The 19,071-nt window shown below is 74.3% G+C and carries 16 protein-coding genes and 3 tRNA genes; 11 read left to right on the forward strand and 8 right to left on the reverse strand.

All coding sequences use genetic code 11. From position 1 onward, the window contains the following. The first annotated feature begins 24 nt into the window (after positions 1-24). Genes ACT7CP_RS03915 through ACT7CP_RS03925 form a run of 3 tightly spaced genes read left to right on the forward strand, consistent with a single transcriptional unit; the run spans position 25 to position 3,865 of the window. On the forward strand, positions 25-1,098 hold the full coding sequence (locus ACT7CP_RS03915) for a polysaccharide pyruvyl transferase family protein (RefSeq protein ID WP_445443458.1): 1,074 nt from the start codon (positions 25-27) through the stop codon (positions 1,096-1,098). Continuing rightward, positions 1,095-2,309, forward strand: a complete 1,215-nt coding sequence (locus ACT7CP_RS03920) for a Coenzyme F420 hydrogenase/dehydrogenase, beta subunit C-terminal domain (RefSeq protein ID WP_445443459.1) — start codon at positions 1,095-1,097, stop codon at positions 2,307-2,309. Before ACT7CP_RS03915 ends, ACT7CP_RS03920 begins: the two co-directional genes overlap by 4 nt. Beyond that, positions 2,306-3,865 (forward strand): lipopolysaccharide biosynthesis protein, encoded by a 1,560-nt coding sequence (locus ACT7CP_RS03925; protein ID WP_445443460.1) that lies wholly within the window; start codon positions 2,306-2,308, stop codon positions 3,863-3,865. The genes ACT7CP_RS03920 and ACT7CP_RS03925 overlap by 4 nt, the downstream gene beginning before the upstream one ends. Before the next feature lie 22 nt (positions 3,866-3,887). Here the strand turns inward: ACT7CP_RS03925 and ACT7CP_RS03930 are convergent, their stop codons facing one another. Then, positions 3,888-5,627 (reverse strand): sensor histidine kinase, encoded by a 1,740-nt coding sequence (locus ACT7CP_RS03930; RefSeq protein ID WP_445443461.1) that lies wholly within the window; start codon positions 5,625-5,627, stop codon positions 3,888-3,890. Between the two features lie 140 nt (positions 5,628-5,767). Then, complete coding sequence (locus tag ACT7CP_RS03935) at positions 5,768-7,063, reverse strand: endo-1,4-beta-xylanase (protein WP_445443462.1); 1,296 nt, start codon at positions 7,061-7,063, stop codon at positions 5,768-5,770. Positions 7,064-7,314: 251 nt separating this feature from the next. Here ACT7CP_RS03935 and ACT7CP_RS03940 point away from each other — a divergent pair, with 251 nt between their 5' ends. Beyond that, a complete protein-coding gene (locus ACT7CP_RS03940; protein ID WP_445443463.1) occupies positions 7,315-8,361 on the forward strand; it encodes an NAD-dependent epimerase/dehydratase family protein in 1,047 nt (348 codons plus the stop codon). A 51-nt stretch (positions 8,362-8,412) separates the two neighbouring features. On the opposite strand, the gene ACT7CP_RS03945 is transcribed toward ACT7CP_RS03940, so the two are convergent. Then, entirely contained in the window at positions 8,413-9,228 is an 816-nt protein-coding gene (locus ACT7CP_RS03945; RefSeq protein WP_445443464.1) for a TspO/MBR family protein, read from the reverse strand. A 75-nt stretch (positions 9,229-9,303) separates the two neighbouring features. On the opposite strand from ACT7CP_RS03945, the gene ACT7CP_RS03950 reads away from it, so the two are divergent. Together ACT7CP_RS03950 and ACT7CP_RS03955 are read left to right on the forward strand one after the other, a co-directional pair. Continuing rightward, on the forward strand, positions 9,304-9,789 hold the full coding sequence (locus ACT7CP_RS03950; protein ID WP_445443465.1) for a MarR family winged helix-turn-helix transcriptional regulator: 486 nt from the start codon (positions 9,304-9,306) through the stop codon (positions 9,787-9,789). Then, the gene (locus ACT7CP_RS03955) at positions 9,786-10,526 is read left to right on the forward strand and encodes a YqjF family protein (RefSeq protein ID WP_445443466.1); all 741 of its coding nucleotides are present in this window, start codon (positions 9,786-9,788) and stop codon (positions 10,524-10,526) included. The genes ACT7CP_RS03950 and ACT7CP_RS03955 overlap by 4 nt, the downstream gene beginning before the upstream one ends. Positions 10,527-10,574: 48 nt before the next feature. Here the strand turns inward: ACT7CP_RS03955 and ACT7CP_RS03960 are convergent, their stop codons facing one another. Continuing rightward, positions 10,575-12,410 (reverse strand): glycoside hydrolase family 15 protein, encoded by a 1,836-nt coding sequence (locus ACT7CP_RS03960; protein ID WP_413964244.1) that lies wholly within the window; start codon positions 12,408-12,410, stop codon positions 10,575-10,577. Positions 12,411-12,675: 265 nt separating this feature from the next. On the opposite strand from ACT7CP_RS03960, the gene ACT7CP_RS03965 reads away from it, so the two are divergent. Continuing rightward, positions 12,676-13,209: an O-acetyl-ADP-ribose deacetylase gene (locus tag ACT7CP_RS03965; protein ID WP_413964245.1), complete on the forward strand. Its 534-nt coding sequence runs from the start codon at positions 12,676-12,678 to the stop codon at positions 13,207-13,209. Positions 13,210-13,288: 79 nt separating this feature from the next. Here ACT7CP_RS03965 and ACT7CP_RS03970 read toward each other — a convergent pair. The 3 genes from ACT7CP_RS03970 to ACT7CP_RS03980 all read right to left on the reverse strand — a co-directional run bounded on the left by ACT7CP_RS03970 (position 13,289) and on the right by ACT7CP_RS03980 (position 13,605). Then, positions 13,289-13,364 (reverse strand) — tRNA-Phe (locus ACT7CP_RS03970). Between the two features lie 69 nt (positions 13,365-13,433). Continuing rightward, a tRNA-Asp gene (locus tag ACT7CP_RS03975) sits at positions 13,434-13,510 on the reverse strand. 19 nt (positions 13,511-13,529) lie between these two features. Then, positions 13,530-13,605, reverse strand: a tRNA-Glu gene (locus ACT7CP_RS03980). 425 nt (positions 13,606-14,030) lie between these two features. Between ACT7CP_RS03980 and ACT7CP_RS03985 the strand changes: the two genes are divergently transcribed. Together ACT7CP_RS03985 and ACT7CP_RS03990 are read left to right on the forward strand one after the other, a co-directional pair. Further along, positions 14,031-15,326 (forward strand): peptidoglycan DD-metalloendopeptidase family protein, encoded by a 1,296-nt coding sequence (locus ACT7CP_RS03985; RefSeq protein WP_445443467.1) that lies wholly within the window; start codon positions 14,031-14,033, stop codon positions 15,324-15,326. Positions 15,327-15,339: 13 nt separating this feature from the next. Beyond that, positions 15,340-16,761: a C40 family peptidase gene (locus ACT7CP_RS03990; protein WP_445443468.1), complete on the forward strand. Its 1,422-nt coding sequence runs from the start codon at positions 15,340-15,342 to the stop codon at positions 16,759-16,761. An 84-nt stretch (positions 16,762-16,845) separates the two neighbouring features. Here ACT7CP_RS03990 and ACT7CP_RS03995 read toward each other — a convergent pair whose 3' ends face one another. Beyond that, the gene (locus ACT7CP_RS03995; RefSeq protein WP_413964248.1) at positions 16,846-17,373 is read right to left on the reverse strand and encodes an inorganic diphosphatase; all 528 of its coding nucleotides are present in this window, start codon (positions 17,371-17,373) and stop codon (positions 16,846-16,848) included. A gap of 54 nt (positions 17,374-17,427) precedes the next feature. Here ACT7CP_RS03995 and tilS point away from each other — a divergent pair, with 54 nt between their 5' ends. After that, positions 17,428-18,453: a tRNA lysidine(34) synthetase TilS gene (tilS, locus tag ACT7CP_RS04000; RefSeq protein WP_445443469.1), complete on the forward strand. Its 1,026-nt coding sequence runs from the start codon at positions 17,428-17,430 to the stop codon at positions 18,451-18,453. Between the two features lies 1 nt (position 18,454). After that, entirely contained in the window at positions 18,455-19,006 is a 552-nt protein-coding gene (gene hpt / locus ACT7CP_RS04005; protein ID WP_445443470.1) for a hypoxanthine phosphoribosyltransferase, read from the forward strand. Positions 19,007-19,071 lie beyond the last annotated feature (65 nt).

The following is a 19,071-nucleotide window of genomic DNA, read 5'->3' on the forward strand; positions in this document are numbered from 1 at the left end:
CCCGACGACGGAGCTCTCATTTCCATGCATGCACTCGTGCTGTGGGCGGACGACGCCTCACCCAACCTGGGCGTCCGCGCCCTCGGCCACGGGACGGCGGCGATCATCCGCCGCATCGACCCCGATGCCGACATCACCTTCCAGAACTACGGCTTCCGCGACCCGCGGCTGCCCTTCGGCCGCGTCCGGTCGCTCGTCAAGGAGCGCATGACGGGCACGCGGGGCATGCAGGAGTGGCTCGGGTCCTTCGACCTCGTGGTCGACACCCGCTCCGGCGACAGCTTCACCGACATCTACGGGATGCACCGCCTCGCGGTCATGTCCACCGTCTCCGAGTTCGCGACGCAGGCCGGCGTCCCCGTCGTCCTGGGCCCGCAGACCATCGGCCCGTTCGACACACGGCGCGGCCGCGCCATCGGCCGGCACTCGCTCCGCCGCGCGCGCCTCGTCATGGCGCGCGACACGATCAGCGCGCGCCACGCGTCGGAGCTCGGGCACGCGCCCGACGTGGTGACCACCGACGTGGTGTTCGCGCTGCCGGTGCCCGAGGTGGAGCGCACCCGCGACGTCGTGCTCAACGTGTCCGGCCTCCTCTGGAACGAGAACCCGCACGTCGACCACCGCGCCTACCGTCGGACCCTCGTCGACCTGCACGCGCGCCTCGTGGCCGACGGCCGCTCGGTGACGCTGCTCGCGCACGTCCTCGAGTCGTCGAACCCCGACAACGACGTGCCGGCCATGCGCGAGTTCGCCGCGACCGCGGCGCCCGACGCCGAGCTCGTGATCCCCGTGCAGCTCGAGGACGTCCGCCGGACGGTCGCCTCGGCGCGCGTCGTCATCGGATCCCGCATGCACGCGTGCCTCAACGCGCTCTCGGTCGGCACGCCCGCCGTCCCGCTCGCCTACAGCCGCAAGTTCGAGCCGCTCCTCGCCGACCTCGGCTGGGCCCACACGGTCGACCTGCGCACCGCCGCGGACCCGGCCGCCGACGTCCTCCGCGAGCTCGCCGTCCCCGATCTCGCGGATGAGGTGCGCGGCGTCGTCGAGCGCGCGCACGCCGGCCTCCGGGTCACCGAGGACGCGTTGAGGGCGCTATGACCGCCGCCGCACTGGACCGTCGGATCACGGCCGTCGTCGACGGGGGGAACTGCTCCGGCTGCGGCATGTGCGCGCTGCTCGACACGGGGATCCGCATGGAGGATGCGGACGGCTTCCGTCGTCCCGTCCGTCGCGACGCCGGCGAGGCCGTGCCCTCGGCAGCGCGGCACTTCGACCGCGCCTGCCCGGGGCGTCGGGTCACGGCGCACGACCCGGAGGGCGCCGTGCGGCATCCCCTCATGGGACCCGTCGTCCAGGCGTTCGAGGCGTGGGCGGTGGACCCGGCGATGCGCGAGCGCGGATCCAGCGGCGGCACCCTCACCGCGCTGTCGGCCTGGCTCGTCGAGACCGGCGAGGCGTCCGGCGTCTTCGGCGCCTCCGCCGACCCGGCCGCGCCGCGCCGCACCGTGAGCGTACGCATCACCACGCGCGAGGAGGCGCTGGCGTCCGCGGGATCCCGGTACGCGCCCGTCTCGGCCGCCGCCGACCCCTCCGCCCGCGACGCCTCGGCGGCGATCGTGGGCAAGCCCTGCGAGGCCTCCGCGCTGCGCGCGCTCGCGACCTCCGAGGGACGCGCCGACGCGCCGCTGCTGCTCTCCTTCTTCTGCGCGGGCACGCCCCGCCAGCAGGCGACCGACGACCTCGTCGCCGAGCTCGGCATCCCGCACGACGAGCCCGTGCGCGATCTCTGGTACCGCGGCCGCGGATGGCCCGGCCGGTTCACGGCCGAGCGCCTCGACGGGTCCTCCGTGAGCGCGAGCTACGACGACTCCTGGGGAGCGCACCTCGGGCCCGCCGTGCAGTGGCGCTGCAAGATCTGCCCCGACGGGATCGGGGAGAGCTCCGACGTCACCGCCGGCGACTTCTGGCGCACCGACGCGCGCGGCTACCCCGACTTCGCCGAGGGCGCAGGCGTCAGCGCGCTCATCGCCCGCACCCGGCGCGGCCAGGACCTCATCGTCCGGGCCGTCGCCGCGGGCGTCATCGAGGCCGTCCCGATCGACATCGACGACGTCGCCGCGATCCAGCCGCTGCAGCGGCAGCGTCGATCCACGCTCGCCGGACGCCTCGCGGGGGCCCGTCTCGCGGGCGCCGCCGTGCCGCGCTACCGGGGCTTCGGCCTCGTGCGGCTCGCCGCCGGACGCGCGCGGGAGACCTACCGCACCGCCAAGGGCACCTACCGTCGGGTGCGCACGCGGCGGTCGGCATGACCCGGACCGTCGCCGAGGCCACCGGCGGGCTCGGCGCGCGGGCGGCCCGGGGCGCCGTCGTGACGATCGGCGCGCAGCTGGTCCGCATCCTCATCCAGGTCGTCTCCGTCGTCGTGCTCGCGCGCCTGCTCACGCCCACCGACTACGGCCTGCTGGCGATGGTGCTCGCCATCATCGGCGTCGGGGAGATCTTCCGCGACTTCGGGCTCAGCTCCGCGGCGATCCAGGCGCGCGACCTCAGCCGGGCCCAGCGCGACAACCTGTGGTGGATCAACAGCGGGATCGGCGTGGTGTTGGCCGTCCTCGTCTTCGGGGCCGCCTGGCCGCTCGCCGCCGTCTTCGGCCACGACGAGCTGATCCCGATCGCGCACGCGCTCAGCATCACCTTCGTGATGAACGGCCTCGCGACGCAGTACCGGGCCGACCTGACTCGGAACCTGCGCTTCGTCGCGCTCGCCACGGCCGACGTAGCAGCTCCCGCCATCGCGCTGGTGGTCGCGATCGGGGGCGCATCGCTCGGTTGGGGCTACTGGGCGCTGGTCGCGCAGCAGATCCTGCAGACCCTCGTCCTGTTGGTGATGGCTGCGTCCTTCGCCGGCTGGATCCCGCGGTTCCCGCGCCGCGACGTGCCGATGCGCGACCTGCTCCGCTTCGGCTGGAACATGGTCGCCAGCCAGATGGTCGGCTACGTGAGCAACAACGTCGACACGTTCCTGGTGGGCCTGCGCTTCGGCGCGGGCTCGCTCGGCATCTACAACCGCGCCTTCCAGCTCCTGATGACCCCGCTCAACCAGATCCGGAGCCCGCTCACCACGGTCGCGCTGCCGGTCCTCTCACGCCTCGCGACCGACGAGCGGCGCTTCGCCGACTTCGTGGCCCGCGGGCAACTGGCGCTCGGCTACACGCTCGTGGCCGGGCTCGGCCTCGTCGCGAGCGCCGCCGTCCCCATCACCGACGTGTTCCTCGGGGAGCGATGGGAGAGCGTGGCTCCGATCCTCCGACTCCTGGCGATCGCCGGCGTCTTCCAGACGCTCGCCTTCGTCGGCTACTGGGTCTACGTGTCCCGCGGCCTGACGGGCGATCTCTTCCGGTACTCGCTCGTGAGCGCGACGATCAAGATCGCGTGCATCCTGATCGGGTCCACGGGCGGCGTCCTCGGCATCGCGATCGGCTATGCCGTCGCGCCGGCGCTCTCCTGGCCCATCTCCATCTGGTGGCTATCCCGCCGCGCGCCGATCCCGACCCGTCGTCTCTACGCCGGCGCGGGGCGGATCCTCGCGGTGGTCGGGACCACGGGTCTCATCACCGGTGCGGTCCTCCACCTGACTCCGACGGGCTCGTCCGTGCTCGACCTGCTGATCGGGCTCGGGGTGACGCTCCTCGCGTACGGGCTCGCCGTGGCAGCGGTACCCGCGGTGCGTCGCGACGTGCACGGCATCGTCGGCTTGGTGCGCATGATCCCGCAGGCGCGCGCGCCCAAGACGACGCCCGGTGCCCCTGAGGCGTACGGTGACTCGGACGCTCCGGGCCCGACCGTCTCCCCACGCTCTCCGTAGCGCGGCACCCGCGCCTGATCCGTCACCCGCGCGCGCCCGTGCCCCGCTGCGCTGGGAGCGCGATCCGGAAGGCCGTCCCCTCGCCGAGCACGGAGGAGACGGTGACCTCGCCGCCGTGCGCCTGCACGATCTCCCGCACGATGGCGAGCCCGAGGCCCGTGCCGGGCACCACCTCGCTCTGCGCGTTGGCGGCGCGGAAGAACCGGTCGAACACGTGGGGGAGCGCGTCCGCGGGGATCCCCATGCCCGTGTCGGCGACCACGACCATGACCGCGGGGCGCCCCGCGGGGCCGGTCGCCGCGTGCACCCCGACGGACACCGTGCCGCCCGCCGGCGTGAATTTCACGGCGTTCTCGATCACGTTGGTGAGCACGCGCTCGAGCTGCCCCGCGTCGCCCTCGACGGTCGTCGGGACGGCGTCGCCCACCGCCAGGTCCACGTGGCGCGCGTCGGCGAAGGGGCGGAGGGACTCGGCGGCCCGGCGGACGAGCGTCGCGACGTCGAGCGGCGCCATGGCGGGCCGCTCACCCGAGTCGAGACGCGTCATCATCAGCATGTCGGCCACGAGCGACTGCAGCCGCCGGGCGTTGCGGTCGACGACCCCCAGCATGTCCCGCGCGTCGTCCGGGATGTCGCCCCCCTCGCCGTCGAGGACCAGCTCCACGTAGCCGGAGATGGAGGTGAGCGGCGTGCGCATCTCGTGGCTCACGGTGCCGATGATGTCGCTCTTCGACCGGTCGAGCGCCTCCAGCCGGGCGACGACCCGCTCCTGGTCGTCGAGCATGCGCGTGAGCATGGCCTGGCGGAACATGACCGGCAGCGCCGACAGCGCGACGGCGCTCGCCGCGAGGACCAGCGCGAGCGGAGGCACGGGCGTGCGCGTCGCGACGAGGAGCACGCCGAGCCCCGCGAGCACGGCGACCGCGGGGACGGGCAGCAGCCGGGCGGTCGGCCGCGCGGGCTCGGGGGCGTCCGCGGGCGCGCGGTCCACGCCCTCGACCCACAGGGCGAGGCACGCGATCCCGGCGGTCCAGACGACGTCGAGCGGCGTCCCGTCGCCGTAGTCGCCCGCGCGGATCAGCAGCGCGTACGCGATGTCCGCTCCCGTGATGGCGAGGAGCCCGAGGACGAGGTACTGCCAGCCGGGCCCCATCCGCAGCACCGGCGAGGCGGCGATCCCCACGACCACGGCCACGAGGACGATGTCGAAGGCGGGGTAGAGGGCATCGATGGCGCCGGCGAGGACGGTCGTGCCGCTCGTCGCGTCCGAGAGGACCGGGCCGAGGACCACGGCGAGCACGGCCGCGGAACCGAGCACGGCGAGGCCCGCGTCGAGGAACACGGCGTTCGTGGTGCGGCGCGAGCGGCGCCGCACGAGCACGACGAGGGCGAGCAGCATCAGCGGGTAGAAGAGGAGGTACGCGACGTCGGCGACGGACGGCGAGGGCAGCACGCCGGACTCGTCCATGCCGATCACGTAGATCGTGTCGCCCGCCGCGTTCGCGGTCACGGCCGCCGCGGCGAGCACCACCTCCGCGCGACGGGAGCCGGTCCGCGCGGCGACCAGCCAGAAGACGACGACGGGGACCCACTGGAGGGCGAGGGCGAGCACGACGTCCACGAGCACGCTGCCGGTCTCGCCGGGCAGGAGCAGGACCGCGAGGTAGACGACGTTCGCGAGCACGACGACGGCGATCAGGCCCTGGATCACGCGGTGCAGGCGGGGGCGCGCGACGGCGTCCCGCTCGACGGCACGCGCCATGATCTCCCCCGAACCCCGACGTCCCGGATGCGACCACCCGGTCCCGCGGGCCGCACGCCTCCGCCACATCCTAGGAGGGCGCGGGCCGCGGGCCGCCGCCCGGGCGGTGCGCGGACGACGCCCGGGCCCCGCGCCGATCGCTACGCCAGCGTCACGTCCGCCTCCGCGGCGCCGGCCGCGACCGCCGTCTCGGCCACGCGCCCGGCGTGCGCCACCCGTACGTCGCCCGCGAAGGCCGTGACGCGGGCGCGTCCCTCCGCGTCGGTCCGCACGGTCGTCGGCGCGAGCCACCACTCCTCGCGGATCAGCCGGCGCAGCGCTTCGTACGACGGCTTCGGGGTGCCGTCCGCGCGCACCAGGCCGCCGGGCGCACCCAGCCACATGCCGTCGTCGGTGAGGCCCCAGTAGGTGATCGCCTGCACGGCCGGGTGCCCGACGAGCGACCGGTAGTGCCGCTCCACCTCGTCGGCCTGCCGCTCCTCGCCCGCGGGCGTGGACGGCCACTCCGCCACCTGGAAGTCGTTGAGGTCGGTGATCTCGGGCGGCATGAGGTCGCCCGAGAGCAGCGTCGTCTCGGTCATGTGGATCGGCAGCCCGAACCGCGCGAACCGGTCCACGATCGCGAGCACCTGCTCCTCGCCGCGGTAGCCCTGGTGCATGTGCGTCTGGAGCCCGATCGCGTCCACCTCGATGCCCGCGCCCAGCACCTCCTCGATGAGCTCCTCGTAGGCGGGGGAGAGGTCGAAGTCGTTGAGCACGAGCGTGGCGGCCGGGTTCGCGGCGCGCGCCTCCTCGAACGCCATGCGCACCATCGCGAGGCGCCCGCGGGCCGCGGCGAGCCGGGTGATCCCGTTGTCCTCGCGGTCGAACACGGGCATGATCACGGCCTCGTTGATGGCGTCCCACGTGTCGATGAGCCCCGCGAAGTCGCCGACGTCGCGCCGGATCCGCTCCCGCTGCACGCGCTCCACCTCGTCGACCGGGAGGTCGAGCAGCCACTTCGCCGCGACGGTGTGCCAGACGAGCGGGTGCCCCTTCACGGCGATCCCGCGCTCGCGCAGCCAGCGCGCGGTCGTGAGCAGGCGCTCGGTGTCCGGCTCGCCGCGCACGGGCTCGAACCGGCCCCAGTAGAAGGGGAGCGTCGCGGTGTTGAACACGGCCGCCCACTGCTCGGCCAGCCGCTCCAGGCCCTCGAGCCGCGCGCCGCCGAAGGTCTCGATGCCGGCCTCCTCGGGATCCGTCTCGCCGTTCGCGAGCGGGATGAGGTCGAAGCCGATGTTGCCGAACGCGAAGTCCTGGCGGACCTGCTCGACGACGACGTCCGCGTCGGCGAGCGGCCGCCCGTCGGCGTCGCGGACGGTGATCACGGCCTCGGCGCGGCGGGCATCGGGGATGCGGGCTGCGGGGATGCGGGCGTCGGGTGCGGTGGGGGCCATGGCTCCCTCTCGGTCGGGCGCCGGGCGATCCGTCGTGTCCGGCGCCGGGGCGCGCGGGCGACGCGGACGACGGGCGAGGGCGTCGGTGCGGTCGTCCGGAACCTACGCGGCGCGTCCGAGGAGGGTCAACGCGGCGGCGGATGTCCGAAAGCTTTCCCCGCGCGGACGGGTGGGGAGGGGCCGCGCGCGGGCGTAGCGTGCACGCAGGGCGCGGATCCGACCGGCGCCCCCGCTTCGATGACGAGGACCCGATGACCCCAGGCGCCGCCGCCCTGTCCGTGCTCTACCTCGGGGGGACGGGCACCATCAGCGCCGCGTGCGTCCGGGCCTCCGTCACCGCCGGGATGGACGTCACGGTCGTCAACCGCGGCGCCGACTCCAAGGGGCGCGGCGTCCCCGCGGGCGTCACGACCCTCGTCGCCGACGTCACGGATCCGGACGCGCTGCGCGCCGCGATCGGCGACCGCTCCTTCGACGCGGTCGTCGACTTCCTGTGCTTCGACGCCGCGGGCGCCGACCGCCGTGTGGGCGTGTTCCAGGGCCGCACCCGCCAGTACGTCGCCATCAGCTCGGCGTCGATCTACCGCAAGCCCGCCCTGCAGACGCCCATCACCGAGTCGACGCTCCGCGCGAACCCGTTCCTCGCCTACGCGCGCGACAAGATCGCGATGGAGGATGCCTTCCTCCGCCACCACGCCGCGAGCGGCTTCCCGGTCGTGATCGTCCGCCCGTCGCACACCTACGACGAGGCGAGCCCGCCGCTCGCGGGCGACTGGACCGTCGTCGACCGCATCGCGCGCGGCGAGGAGGTCGTGGTCCCGGGCGACGGCACGTCGCTCTGGACCCTCACCCACGCCGATGACTTCGCGGTCGGCCTCGTCGGCATCCTCGGCGACGAGCGCGCCACGGGCGAGGCGCTGCACATCACGAGCGACGACGTCATGACGTGGGACCGGATCCACCACCTCGTCGCCGACGCCCTCGGCATCGAGGCGCGCCTCGTGCACGTGCCCGCCGAGCAGTTCCCCGTGGTCGAGCCCGACTGGGGCTGGTCCGAGCTCGTGCTCGGCGACCTGTCGCACAGCGCGGTCTTCGACACCACGCGGATCCGCCGGCTCGTGCCGGCCTTCCAGCCGCGGATCCCGTTCCACCTGGCGGTCCGCGACATCGTCGCGTGGCGGGCCGCGCACCCCGGGCTCACCCGCCCGGACGCGGACACCGACCGCCGCATCTCCCGGCTGGTCGCCGCCAAGCACGCGGCCGACGACGCGTACCGGGCGGCCGGCGCGGAGCGGTAGGGCGCGGCACCGGCCGGACGGGCGTGCCGGCCGTCCGGCCGTCCCCGCGGATCAGCGCGCGACGGCCTCCCGCGGCGCGACCCGCCCGGTCCACCCGACGCGGATCCGCACGACGAGCGTCACGACCACCACGAGCCCGGCCGCGACGAGCGCGGCCACGGCGGCCGGGGTCGACAGCAGCTCGCCCGTGAGGCGGCCGACGGCGATCCAGGCGAGGCCCCACGCGATCGCGGCGGTCGGCGCGAGCCGTCCGCCGTCGCGCACGGCCAGCAGCGCGCCGATCGCGCCGACCACCAGCAGGACCACGACGGTGGTCGCGTCGCGTCCCGCCTCGCCGGGTCGGACGCCTGACGACGCGAGGATGGCGGCCACGTTCGCGACCGTCGCCACGCTCACCCACCCGAGGTAGAGGCCCATCGTGCCGTCGAGCACGACGGACTCCACGAGGCCGCGGGGCCGGGTCGCGAGGAGCGCGAGGAACGTCCCCACGAGCGTCGCGAGCAGCACCGCGATCACCACGCCGCTCAGCACGAGGAGCCCGGCCTGCGCCGTGAGGATCCACGCGGCGTTGAGCACGAGGGTCACCGCGACGGGGTAGCCGACGCGACGCTGCCGGGCGTCGGCGCGCTGCGCGGGGAGCGCCTGCCACACCGTGTACGCGAGGAGCCCGAGGTAGACGACGCTCCAGATCGCGAAGGCGGGACCGGCGGGCGCGACGGGCGTGTAGCTCGCGCTGAGGGCGCCGCTCGAGGCGGTCGGGATGGTCGCGCCGCCGAACGCGCCGGACCCGAAGGCGGAGCCCACGATCGCGACGACCATGCTCACGACGACGACGATCTGGCGGACGACGTCCTTCACGGTGCCCATGCGGCCTGCCCCTCTACGATGGGAAACGTCAGCAGGCGGATGGTAAGCCTGCTGACGATCACCGTACCAGGAGAGGTGCCCGTGCAAGAGGACGAGCTCGCCAGCTGGCCCACCGGACGGCTGCTGTCGACGGCGGCGCGCGCGGTCGAGCACGCGTGGGCCGAGGCGCTCGCGACCCTCGGGGTCACGCACGCGGGGCTCATCGCGCTGCACCTCCTGCGCGACGGACCGCTCAGCCAGATCCAGCTCGCCCGCTCCGCGCACGTCGAGACGCAGACCATGTCGCGCACGCTCGAGCGGCTGGAGCGGGAGGGCCTCGTGTCCCGCGCGGCGGATCCGCACGACCGCCGCCGCCACGTCGTCGCCCGCACCGAGGCCGGCGCCGACGCCTGGGTGCGCGCGCAGGCCCTCGAGCAGGACGTCCTCCCCGAGCTCACGCGCTCGGAGGAGATGCGCCGCGGCCTCATCGAGGTGATCCGCGCGGCCGCCCGGCCCGCGCCCGCCGCCCCCGCCCCACCCTCCACCGCCCCATCCGCCCCCGCAGGGAAGCGCACCCGATGACCCGTCCCGCCGATCCCGTCTCGCCCGCCGCGCCCGACCTCCCCGGCCGCGCGGTCATCCGCCAGGTCTGGAGCGACCTCGCCTTCGTGCACTGGCGCGTGGATCCCACCCGCATCGCCCCGCTCCTCCCGCCGGGCACGCGCCCCGACGTGCACGACGGGTCCAGCTGGGTCGGCCTCATCCCGTTCGTCCTGTCCCGCAGCGCCTTCCCGCCTCTGCCCGCGGTGCCGTGGGCCGGCACCTTCGCCGAGCTCAACGTCCGGCTCTACAGCGTCGGCGACGACGGCCGCCGCGGCGTGGTCTTCCGCTCGCTCGAGGCCGCGAAGCTCCTGCCCGTCCTCGGCGCGCGCGTCGGCCTCGGCCTGCCGTACATGTGGGCGTCCATGACGCACGAGGAGCGCGACGGTGTCGTCACCTACACGTCGCGGCGCCGCACGGGATCCCGCCCGTCGTCCCGCATCGCCGTCCGGCCGCTCGGCGAGGAGGTGGAGGGGGATCCGCTCGCCGACTTCCTCACCGCGCGCTGGGGAATGCACGTGGCCCGCGGCGGCGTCACGCGCTACTGGCCGAACACGCACGACGCCTGGACCCTCGAGCGCGCCGAGCTCGTCGGCCTGGACGACGAGCTGGTGGCGGCCGCCGGCCTCCCCGGGATCGTGGACCGCGCGCCCGACTCGGTGCTCTTCTCCCGCGGCGTCCGCACGGAGTTCGCCGGGCCGCTCCGGCCGCGCGGCTGATCCCGCGCGACTGATCGCCCACGGCCAGAGGAGGGCGGCGCCGCCCTCCTACCGGTCCGCGCGCGGCGTCCGCGTCGAGCGCGACTCGCCGCCGGACAGCTCGTCGATCGTCAGCGCGGCGCTGACGAGCGCGAGGTGGCTGAGCCCCTGCGGAAGGTTGCCGAGGAACGCGTCGTCGTCCGCGTCGATCATCTCCGAGTAGAGCCCCACGTCGTTGCCGAGCGCGACGAGCTGGTCCATGAGCTCGCGCGCCTCGTCCATGCGCCCGACGCACGCGAGCGCGCCCGCCATCCAGAAGCCGCACGCGGTGAAGGTCCCCTCCTCCTCCGGCATGCCGGAGTAGCGGTAGAGGAGCGGGCCCCGGCCGAGCTCGGAGCGGAGCGCGTCGAGCGTGGACGACATGCGCTCGCCGCGGTCGAAGCCGGAGATCGAGTGCAGCAGGATGCTCGCGTCGAGCCGCTGGCTCCCCGGGTGCATGACGTAGGCGCCGCGGCCCTCGTCCCAGCACTCCTCCTCGACCCAGGCGCGGATCCGCTCGCGCTCCTCCCGCCACCGGTCGGGCACGCCGGGGATCTGGCCGACCTCCGCGAGCTCGACCGCGCAGTCGAGCGCCTGCCAGCAGCCGAGCGCGCTGGTCGTGTAGTGCTGCTCGTCCTCGAGCTCCCACATGCCCGCGTCCCGCCGCTGCCACATGTCGCACGCGCGGTCGGCGAAGGTCGCGAGGAGCCGCCCCGTGTCGGCGTCGAGCACGTTGCCGTCGCGGACGTACGTGCGCACCACGTCGAAGAGGTCGCCGAAGACGCCCAGCTGCAGCTGCGCCTGCGCGTCGTTGCCGTCGACGACGGGGCCGACGCCGCGCCAGCCCGGCACCTCGGGCGTCGTGCTCCCCTCGGGCACGCCGCCCTGCAGCGAGTAGAAGACGTGGAGGTCGGGGCCGTTGTCGCGGATGGTGCGGAGCATCCACGACACCGCCGCGTGCGTCTCCTCGCGGAGGCCGAAGCGCACGAGCGCGTTCACGGTGTAGGCGAGGTCGCGCACCCAGGCGAAGCGGTAGTCCCAGTTCTTGCCACCGCCCATGCGCTCGGGGAGCGAGGTCGTGGCGGCCGCGGCGATGGATCCGGTGGGCGCGTGCACGAGGAGCTTGAGCGCCAGGGCGCTGCGCTGCACGGCGTCGGCCCACTCGCCCTCGTAGCGGAACTCCGCGCTCCAGTTCTCCCAGTTGCGGATGGTGCGGTCGATGCCCTGGTCGACGATCTCGGGGTTCGGGATCCGCACGGGCTCCCGCTCGGTGCCCACGAGCGTGATCACGTGCCGCGACCCCTCGCTCGTCGTGAACGCGCCCGCGAGCGACTGCGTGCCGGGCTCCGCGGGACCGTGCTCGAGCCCGACGACCGCGAGGGTCACGCCGTCGACGCGGATCACCGGCCCGTTGTGCGTGGCCTGCACCCACGGCGACGAGGTGCCGAGCGCCGTGCCGGGGGCGACCTGCCAGCTCATCGCGACCTCGCCCGTGAGCCCCTCGATCCGGCGTGCGAGCTCGCACCACGGCAGCCGCCCGGCGACGCCCGTGACGAGCGCGTCGGTGACCCGCACGCTCCCGGAGGCGGTCGTGAACGTCGTCGTCAGCACGTTGGTGCCGGGCACGTACGCGCGCGCGACCTCGAAGTCCTCGTCGGGCCGCAGCGTGATCCGTCCGCCGTGCGGCGCGTCGATCAGCGCGGCGAACGCGGGCGGCGTGTGCAGGTCGGGCAGCGGCAGCCAGTCGACGGCGCCGTCCTCGGCGATGAGCGCGACGGTGCGACCGTCCCCGATGGCGGCGTAGCTGCGGAGGGCGATGTAGCCGTCGACGCGCTCGGGTGCGGGGCGGGAGGGGGGCGTGGCCATGGGACTCCTGTCGACGTCGGCAGGAGGATCACCGACCCCTCCAGTATCCCCGCGCCGCCTCCGCGTGCCCTCCGCGGCCGGCTCGGGGATGACGGGCGACCGGGAGCTCCACGCTGGGCGGAGATCTCTGCAATCCGATTTTCCCCGGGCTCCGAATAGGGCTGATGTGCCCGGAGCGAACCCGAGCCGTTCCGGCCGCGGCCCGCGGGACAGCGTCGTCCCCGCGGAATCCTCCCCTCCCGTCGCGACCGGGCAGGCTGGAGCCATGACGCATCTCGAGGCCGTGCGCGGCGACATCACCCGCCAGGACGTGGACGCGATCGTGGACGCGGCGAACTCGTCGCTCCTCGGCGGCGGGGGAGTGGACGGCGCGATCCACCGCGCGGCCGGCCCCGAGCTCCTCGCGGCCTGCCGCCGGATCCGCGCCGACGAGCTCCCCGACGGCCTGCCCGCGGGCGACGCCGTCGCGACGCCCGGCTTCCGGCTCCCCGCGCGGCACGTGATCCACACGGTCGGCCCCGTCTGGTCGCCCTCGGACGACCGCGCCCCGGTGCTCCGGAGCGCGTACCGCCGCTCGATCGAGGTCGCGGCCGGCCTCGGGGTCCGCAGCATCGCCTTCCCCGCGGTCTCGGCCGGGGTCTACGGCTGGCCGGTCGACGACGCGGCGCGCGTGGCGGTCTCCGCGGTGCGCGAGGCGCTCGCGGACGGCGCGGGCGACGGGATCGAGCTGGTGCGCTTCGTCCTGTTCTCGGATCAGGTGCTCGCGGCCTTCACGGCGGCGCTCGCGTCCGACGCCTGAGGCGCCGCGCGGAGGCGCCCGCGGAACGGGCCCGGGAAGCAGGACGCCGGCCCTGCCGTCGAGGACGGGGGACCGGCGGTGGTGCCTGGACGCGGCGTCGATCCGCGGACCTTTCGATTTTCAGTCGAACGCTCTACCAACTGAGCTACCCAGGCGAGCGGGCGACTTCGAGAAGACGCCCACATCGGACAGAAGCCCTCTCGTGTGAGAGGGCTTCCCATCCGTGGCGACCCTGACGGGACTTGAACCCGCGACCTCCGCCGTGACAGGGCGGCACGCTAACCAGCTGCGCTACAGGGCCTTGCGTGTCGATGGCTGCGTGGTGACCCCAACGGGATTCGAACCCGTGTTAGCGCCGTGAAAGGGCGCCGTCCTAGGCCGCTAAACGATGGGGCCGCTAGCCCTGATCTCCCAGGCCTCGCAGCAACCGACACGTCAGCATAACCGCACTCCGGGCGAGGACTCAAATCGGCCGGGTGCGCGAGGTGCCGTCGCCCGCCAGCATGCGGATCCGACGGCGTGTCGCGGCCTCCCCGCACACCCGCGGGCGCCTCCGCGACGGCGCGCTCCCGGCCTCCTCCCGGGTTCACGACACGGTCCGCGCGCTGCCCGGGCGGCCACCTTCCCCGGGGTTAGCCTTCGCTCGACCCTCCCGGGAGAGGGGATCCCCGTCGGATCCCCGCATCCGCGCGCTGTGCGCCGCGGATCCCCGTTGTTACTGTGAGAGCCGGTGCCCGTGTGGCGGATGTGATCCGCGGCAGGCACCGGACCCGCGGGGAGGCGCAGCCGGCCAGCCGGGCGACACGATGATCGGGAACACCATGGACCACGACCTCCACCGGAGCGCGCGCGACGCAGGCGCCGCCCGACCGCGCCTCCGCTCCCTCCGCAGCCTCCAGGCCGTCATCGCGATCGCGGCCGTCCTCCTCACCGGATCCATCGCCGCGCCCGCCCACGCGGAGACCTTCGCCTCGTGGGAGGACGTGCAGAAGGCGCGCGGCGACGAGCAGGCGCAGCAGGCGCTCGTGCAGAGCATCACCGACGAGATCGCGTCCCTCGAGCAGCGTGTGACCGAGGCCCGCGACCTCGTGACGAAGCGCGGCGAGGAGCACGACGCCGCGCAGCAGAAGGCCGACGACAAGTACGAGGACACCGTCCAGCTCCAGCAGAAGGTCGACGCGGCCGACGCGAAGGCCACGCGCTCGCAGGAGCAGGCGGCCGGGCTCGCCAAGCAGCTCATGCGCTCCGGCGGCCAGAACCTCTCCGGCACCCTCCTCCTCAGCGAGGGCGACGGCACCGACGACCTCCTCGACAAGCTCGGCACCATGAGCAAGGTCGCCGAGAAGTCCGACCAGATCTACGCGATCGCCCTGCAGGACCGCAACGCCGCGAAGTCCCTCAGCGACCAGGCGCAGGTCGCGCTCGCCGAGCTCGACGTGCTGAAGGCGAAGGCCGAGCAGCTCCTCGCCGACGCCGCGCAGGCGCAGGCCGACCTGGAGCAGGCGCTCGAGGACCAGACCGTGCAGAAGGCCGACGCCGACGCGAAGCTCGCGGTCATGGCCGAGGACCGCGAGGCCACCGAGGACGACTACCAGGCGGGCGTCCGCAAGCGCCAGGCCGACGCCGACGCGCTGGCCGCGAGCCAGGGCCGCGCGGGCGGCGACGTCTCGCCCGGCGCCATCAGCGCGTCCGGCTGGACCGCGCCGCTCCCCGGCGCGTACACGAGCGGCTACTACGGGCCCCGCTTCCACCCCATCCAGCACCGCATGATCTTCCACGCCGGCGAGGACCTCGTCCGCGGCGCCACCTGCGGCACGACCCAGTACGCCGTGCACTCCGGCACCGTCGTGTTCGCGGGATGGAACGGCGGCTACGGCAACTACATCCGCATCGACCACGGCGCCGGCGTCTCGTCCGCCTACGGGCACATCGCCAACGGCGGCACGCTGGTGCGCAACGGGCAGCAGGTCGTCGCCGGCCAGCCCATCGCGATCACCGGCACCACCGGCGGCTCGACCGGCTGCCACTCCCACTTCGAGATCCGCCTGAACGGGAACCCCACCGACCCGGTGGCGTTCATGCACGGCCAGGGCGTCTCCATCACCAGCACGCACTGACATGAGGAACGACATGAGCCACCTCCGCCCGACCACGGTCGTCATCTCCACGATCGCCGTCGGCGTCATCGCGGTCTCCAGCGGCGTCGCCGCGCAGACCGCGTTCGCCGCCACCGACTACCCCTCGTGGGCCGACGTCCAGGCGGCGAAGGCGAACGAGGCCGACACGCAGGCCGCCGTCGACCGGGTGACCGAGCTCGCCACGGGCCTGCAGGTCGCGGCTGACGAGACGGGCAAGGAGGCGCTCATCGCCGGCGAGCGGTACGCGCAGGCGCAGGCCGCCCGCGACGCGCAGGCCGACAAGCTGGCGCGCCTCCAGCAGAAGGCCGACGATGCGCAGGCCGCCGCCCTCACGAGCCGCATGCGCGCCGGGCTCCTCGCCAGCCACCTCGCGCGCGCCGGCGGCCAGGACATCACGGCGAGCCTCTTCGCCTCCGACGGCGAGGACGCCGAGGAGCTGCTGCGCTCGCTCGGCACCATGTCGAAGCTCTCCGAGAGCACGCAGACGGTGTACCAGCAGGCGCTGTCGGACCGGAACTCGGCGGCGTCCCTCAGCGACCAGGCGCAGGTCGCGAAGGACGAGCTCGCGCGTCTCGCCGACGAGGCGCAGGAGTCGCTCGCCGCCGCGAACGCCGCCGCCGCGACGGCCGAGGCGGCGGTCGCCGAGCAGACGCGCAACAGCGACCAGCTCATCGCGCAGCTGGCGCTCCTCAAGGACTCCACGTCGGAGATCGAGGCGCAGTACATCCAGAGCATCACGCAGCCGCCCATCCCGGCGGCGTCGCCCGCGGCGGGCGGCGGCTCGGGGTCCGGCTCGTCCGGCGGCGGGTTGGCGTCCGGAGGCGGGTCCTCCTCCGGTGGCGGATCGTCCTCCGGTGGCGGATCCTCCTCCGGCGGCGGATCCAGCGCCCCGGCCCAGCCCGCGCCGCAGCAGCCGTCGCGCCCGGCGCCGGCTCCGGCTCCGGCTCCGGCCCCCGCTCCCGCGCCCGCCCCGCAGCAGCCCTCGCGCCCCGCGCCGGCTCCCGCCCCCGCGCCCGCCCCGGCCCCCGCGCCCTCGGGCAACGCGGCGCAGGTCGCCATCGCGTTCGCGAAGTCCCAGCTGGGCGAGCCCTACGTCCTGGGCGGCGCCGGCCCGAACCAGTGGGACTGCTCCGGCCTCGTGATGATGTCGTACCGCGCCGCGGGCATCGACGTCGGCAGCCACTCGGTGAGCAGCCAGTACAACACCATGAAGGCGCAGGGCCGCCTCGTCCCGTTCTCGCAGCGCCAGGCGGGCGACATCGTGTTCTGGGCGAGCGGCGGCGGGTTCTACCACGACGCCATCTCGCTCGGCGGGGACACCATCATCGCGGCGCCCAAGCCCGGCGACGTGGTGAAGATCCAGGGCCTCTGGGGCGGCAGCGACCTCATGCCCTACGTCGGCCGACCCGGCTGATCCCGCGCCCGGCGCACACGACGACGCCCGCCTCACCGCATCTGCTGCGGGGGCGGGCGTCGTCGTGTCAGGGGATGACGGGGATCAGGCGTCCTCGTCCGGCTCGCCGGCGTGGCCGTCGTGGCCGCCCTCGGCCTGGAGCTTCTCGAAGCCGGCCTGCACGATGCGCTCGGCCTCGGCCGCGTCGCCCCAGCCCTCCGTCTTGACCCACTTGCCGGGCTCGAGGTCCTTGTAGCGCTCGAAGAAGTGCTCGATCTCGTTGCGGACCTGCTGCGGCACGTCCTCGATGTCCTGGATGTGGGCCCAGCGCGGGTCCTTCGCGGGGACGGTGATGACCTTGGAGTCGATCCCGGCCTCGTCGCTCATGTTGAACACGCCCACGGGGCGGACGGCGACGCCGACGCCCGGGAAGACCGGGTACTCGAGGAGCACCAGCGCGTCGACGGGGTCGCCGTCGAGGCCGAGCGTGTTCTCGAAGTAGCCGTAGTCGGTGGGGTAGACGAACGACGTGAAGAGCACGCGGTCGAGGTACACGCGGCCCGTCTCGTGGTCGACCTCGTACTTGTTGCGGGACCCCTTGGGGATTTCGACGACGACGTCGTAGCTGGCCATGCGTGTGCTCCTCGTGGTTCTGCCGTGGGCGGATCGCTGCCATAACGTTAGTGGATGCCCTCCGAGCGCCCCCGTCTGACCCCCGCCGTCGCGGACCTCCGTCGGGCGGTGCGCGAGGCGCTCGCCGCGCTCCCCGGGGCGCCGGCCGGACCCGTCCTCGTCGCGCTCTCGGGCGGCGCCGACTCCCTGGCCCTCGCCGCCGCGACCGCCTTCGAGGCGCCGCGCGCCGGCGTCGCGGCCGGCGCGGTCGTCGTCGACCACGGCCTCCAGGACGGATCCGCGGAGGTCGCCGCCCGGGCCGCCGACGCCGCACGGGCACTCGGCCTCGACCCCGTCCTCGTGACGCGCGTGCGGGTGGATCCCGGCGCCGACGGCCCCGAGGCCGCCGCCCGCGCCGCCCGCTACGCCGCGTTCGACGACGCGCTCCGGGCGACCGGATCCCGCGCCCTCCTCCTCGCCCACACCCTCGACGACCAGGCGGAGACCGTCCTGCTCGGGCTGGCCCGCGGATCCGGCGCGACGAGCCTCCACGGGATGGCGCGCTCCGCCCCGGCGCGCACGGCCGACGCCGTCTACCTGCGGCCGCTCCTCGGGATCCGCGCCGCCGTCACGCGCGCCGCCTGCGCCGACCAGGGCCTCGACCCGTGGCAGGACCCGCACAACGCCGATCCCGCCTACCGCCGCGTGCGGGTCCGCCACGACGTCCTCCCCGTGCTCGAGCGCGAGCTCGGCCCGGGCGTCGCCGAGGCGCTCGCCCGCACGGCCGACCAGCTGCGCGAGGACGACGACGCGCTGGAGCACTTCGCGGCCGAGATGATCGAGGAGATCGCCGACCACGCCGAGGCCGGCATCTCGCTCGAGGTGGCCTCGCTCCTCGCCGCGCCGCCCGCCCTCCGGCACCGGCTGATCCGCCTGGCCGCGCGCGAGGAGTTCGCGGCGCACCTCTCCCGCGCGCACGTCGTGGAGGTCGCGCGGCTCGTGACCGACTGGCACGGGCAGGGACCGGTCGACCTCCCGGGCGTTAGGGTCGTACGCAAGGACGGACTCCTCGTCCTCAGCGCCAGGACGACGGAAGAGTGACATGAGATCCACCGACATCGCCGACGACCTGACCGAGGTCCTGCACACCGAGGAGCAGATCCACGGCCGCATCGCCGAGATGTGCCGCGAGATCGAGCGGGACTACGCGGGGGAGGAGCTCCTCCTCGTGGGCGTCCTCAAGGGCGCGGTCATGGTCATGGCCGACCTCGCGCGCGAGCTCGCGCTGCCGATCCACATGGACTGGATGGCGGTGAGCTCCTATGGCTCCGGCACCAGGTCGAGCGGCGTCGTCCGGATCCTCAAGGACCTCGACGCCGACCTGTCCGGCCGCCGCGTCCTCATCGTCGAGGACATCATCGACTCCGGCCTCACCCTCTCCTGGCTGCTCGCGAACCTGCGCTCGCGCGGGGCGGAGAGCGTCGAGGTGTGCGCGCTGCTCCGGAAGCCCGAGGCCGCGAAGATCGCGGTCGACGTCAAGTACGTGGGCTTCGAGATCCCGAACGACTTCGTCATCGGCTACGGGCTCGACTACGCGGAGCGGTACCGCAACCTCCGCGACGTCGCGGTCCTCGCGCCGCACGTCTACAGCTGACGCGCCCCTCTCCTCCCATCCCGCTGCGGGCCGCCGCTCGTTCGGCTGGCGGCGAACACCGCGGC

This window comes from Clavibacter rahimiani (assembly GCF_052654495.1).

Excerpts from the sequence above, each read along its gene's own strand:
- hpt (WP_445443470.1), top strand. The coding sequence starts at position 18,455 with ATGAGATCCACCGACATCGCCGACGACCTGACCGAGGTCCTGCACACC.
- ACT7CP_RS03940 (WP_445443463.1), top strand. The coding sequence starts at position 7,315 with ATGACCCCAGGCGCCGCCGCCCTGTCCGTGCTCTACCTCGGGGGGACG.
- tilS (WP_445443469.1), top strand. The coding sequence starts at position 17,428 with ATGCCCTCCGAGCGCCCCCGTCTGACCCCCGCCGTCGCGGACCTCCGT.
- ACT7CP_RS03935 (WP_445443462.1), bottom strand. The coding sequence starts at position 7,063 with ATGGCCCCCACCGCACCCGACGCCCGCATCCCCGCAGCCCGCATCCCC.
- ACT7CP_RS03985 (WP_445443467.1), top strand. The coding sequence starts at position 14,031 with ATGGACCACGACCTCCACCGGAGCGCGCGCGACGCAGGCGCCGCCCGA.
- ACT7CP_RS03955 (WP_445443466.1), top strand. The coding sequence starts at position 9,786 with ATGACCCGTCCCGCCGATCCCGTCTCGCCCGCCGCGCCCGACCTCCCC.
- ACT7CP_RS03965 (WP_413964245.1), top strand. The coding sequence starts at position 12,676 with ATGACGCATCTCGAGGCCGTGCGCGGCGACATCACCCGCCAGGACGTG.
- ACT7CP_RS03990 (WP_445443468.1), top strand. The coding sequence starts at position 15,340 with ATGAGCCACCTCCGCCCGACCACGGTCGTCATCTCCACGATCGCCGTC.
- ACT7CP_RS03925 (WP_445443460.1), top strand. The coding sequence starts at position 2,306 with ATGACCCGGACCGTCGCCGAGGCCACCGGCGGGCTCGGCGCGCGGGCG.
- ACT7CP_RS03930 (WP_445443461.1), bottom strand. The coding sequence starts at position 5,627 with ATGGCGCGTGCCGTCGAGCGGGACGCCGTCGCGCGCCCCCGCCTGCAC.
- ACT7CP_RS03915 (WP_445443458.1), top strand. The coding sequence starts at position 25 with ATGCATGCACTCGTGCTGTGGGCGGACGACGCCTCACCCAACCTGGGC.
- ACT7CP_RS03960 (WP_413964244.1), bottom strand. The coding sequence starts at position 12,410 with ATGGCCACGCCCCCCTCCCGCCCCGCACCCGAGCGCGTCGACGGCTAC.
- ACT7CP_RS03920 (WP_445443459.1), top strand. The coding sequence starts at position 1,095 with ATGACCGCCGCCGCACTGGACCGTCGGATCACGGCCGTCGTCGACGGG.
- ACT7CP_RS03995 (WP_413964248.1), bottom strand. The coding sequence starts at position 17,373 with ATGGCCAGCTACGACGTCGTCGTCGAAATCCCCAAGGGGTCCCGCAAC.
- ACT7CP_RS03945 (WP_445443464.1), bottom strand. The coding sequence starts at position 9,228 with ATGGGCACCGTGAAGGACGTCGTCCGCCAGATCGTCGTCGTCGTGAGC.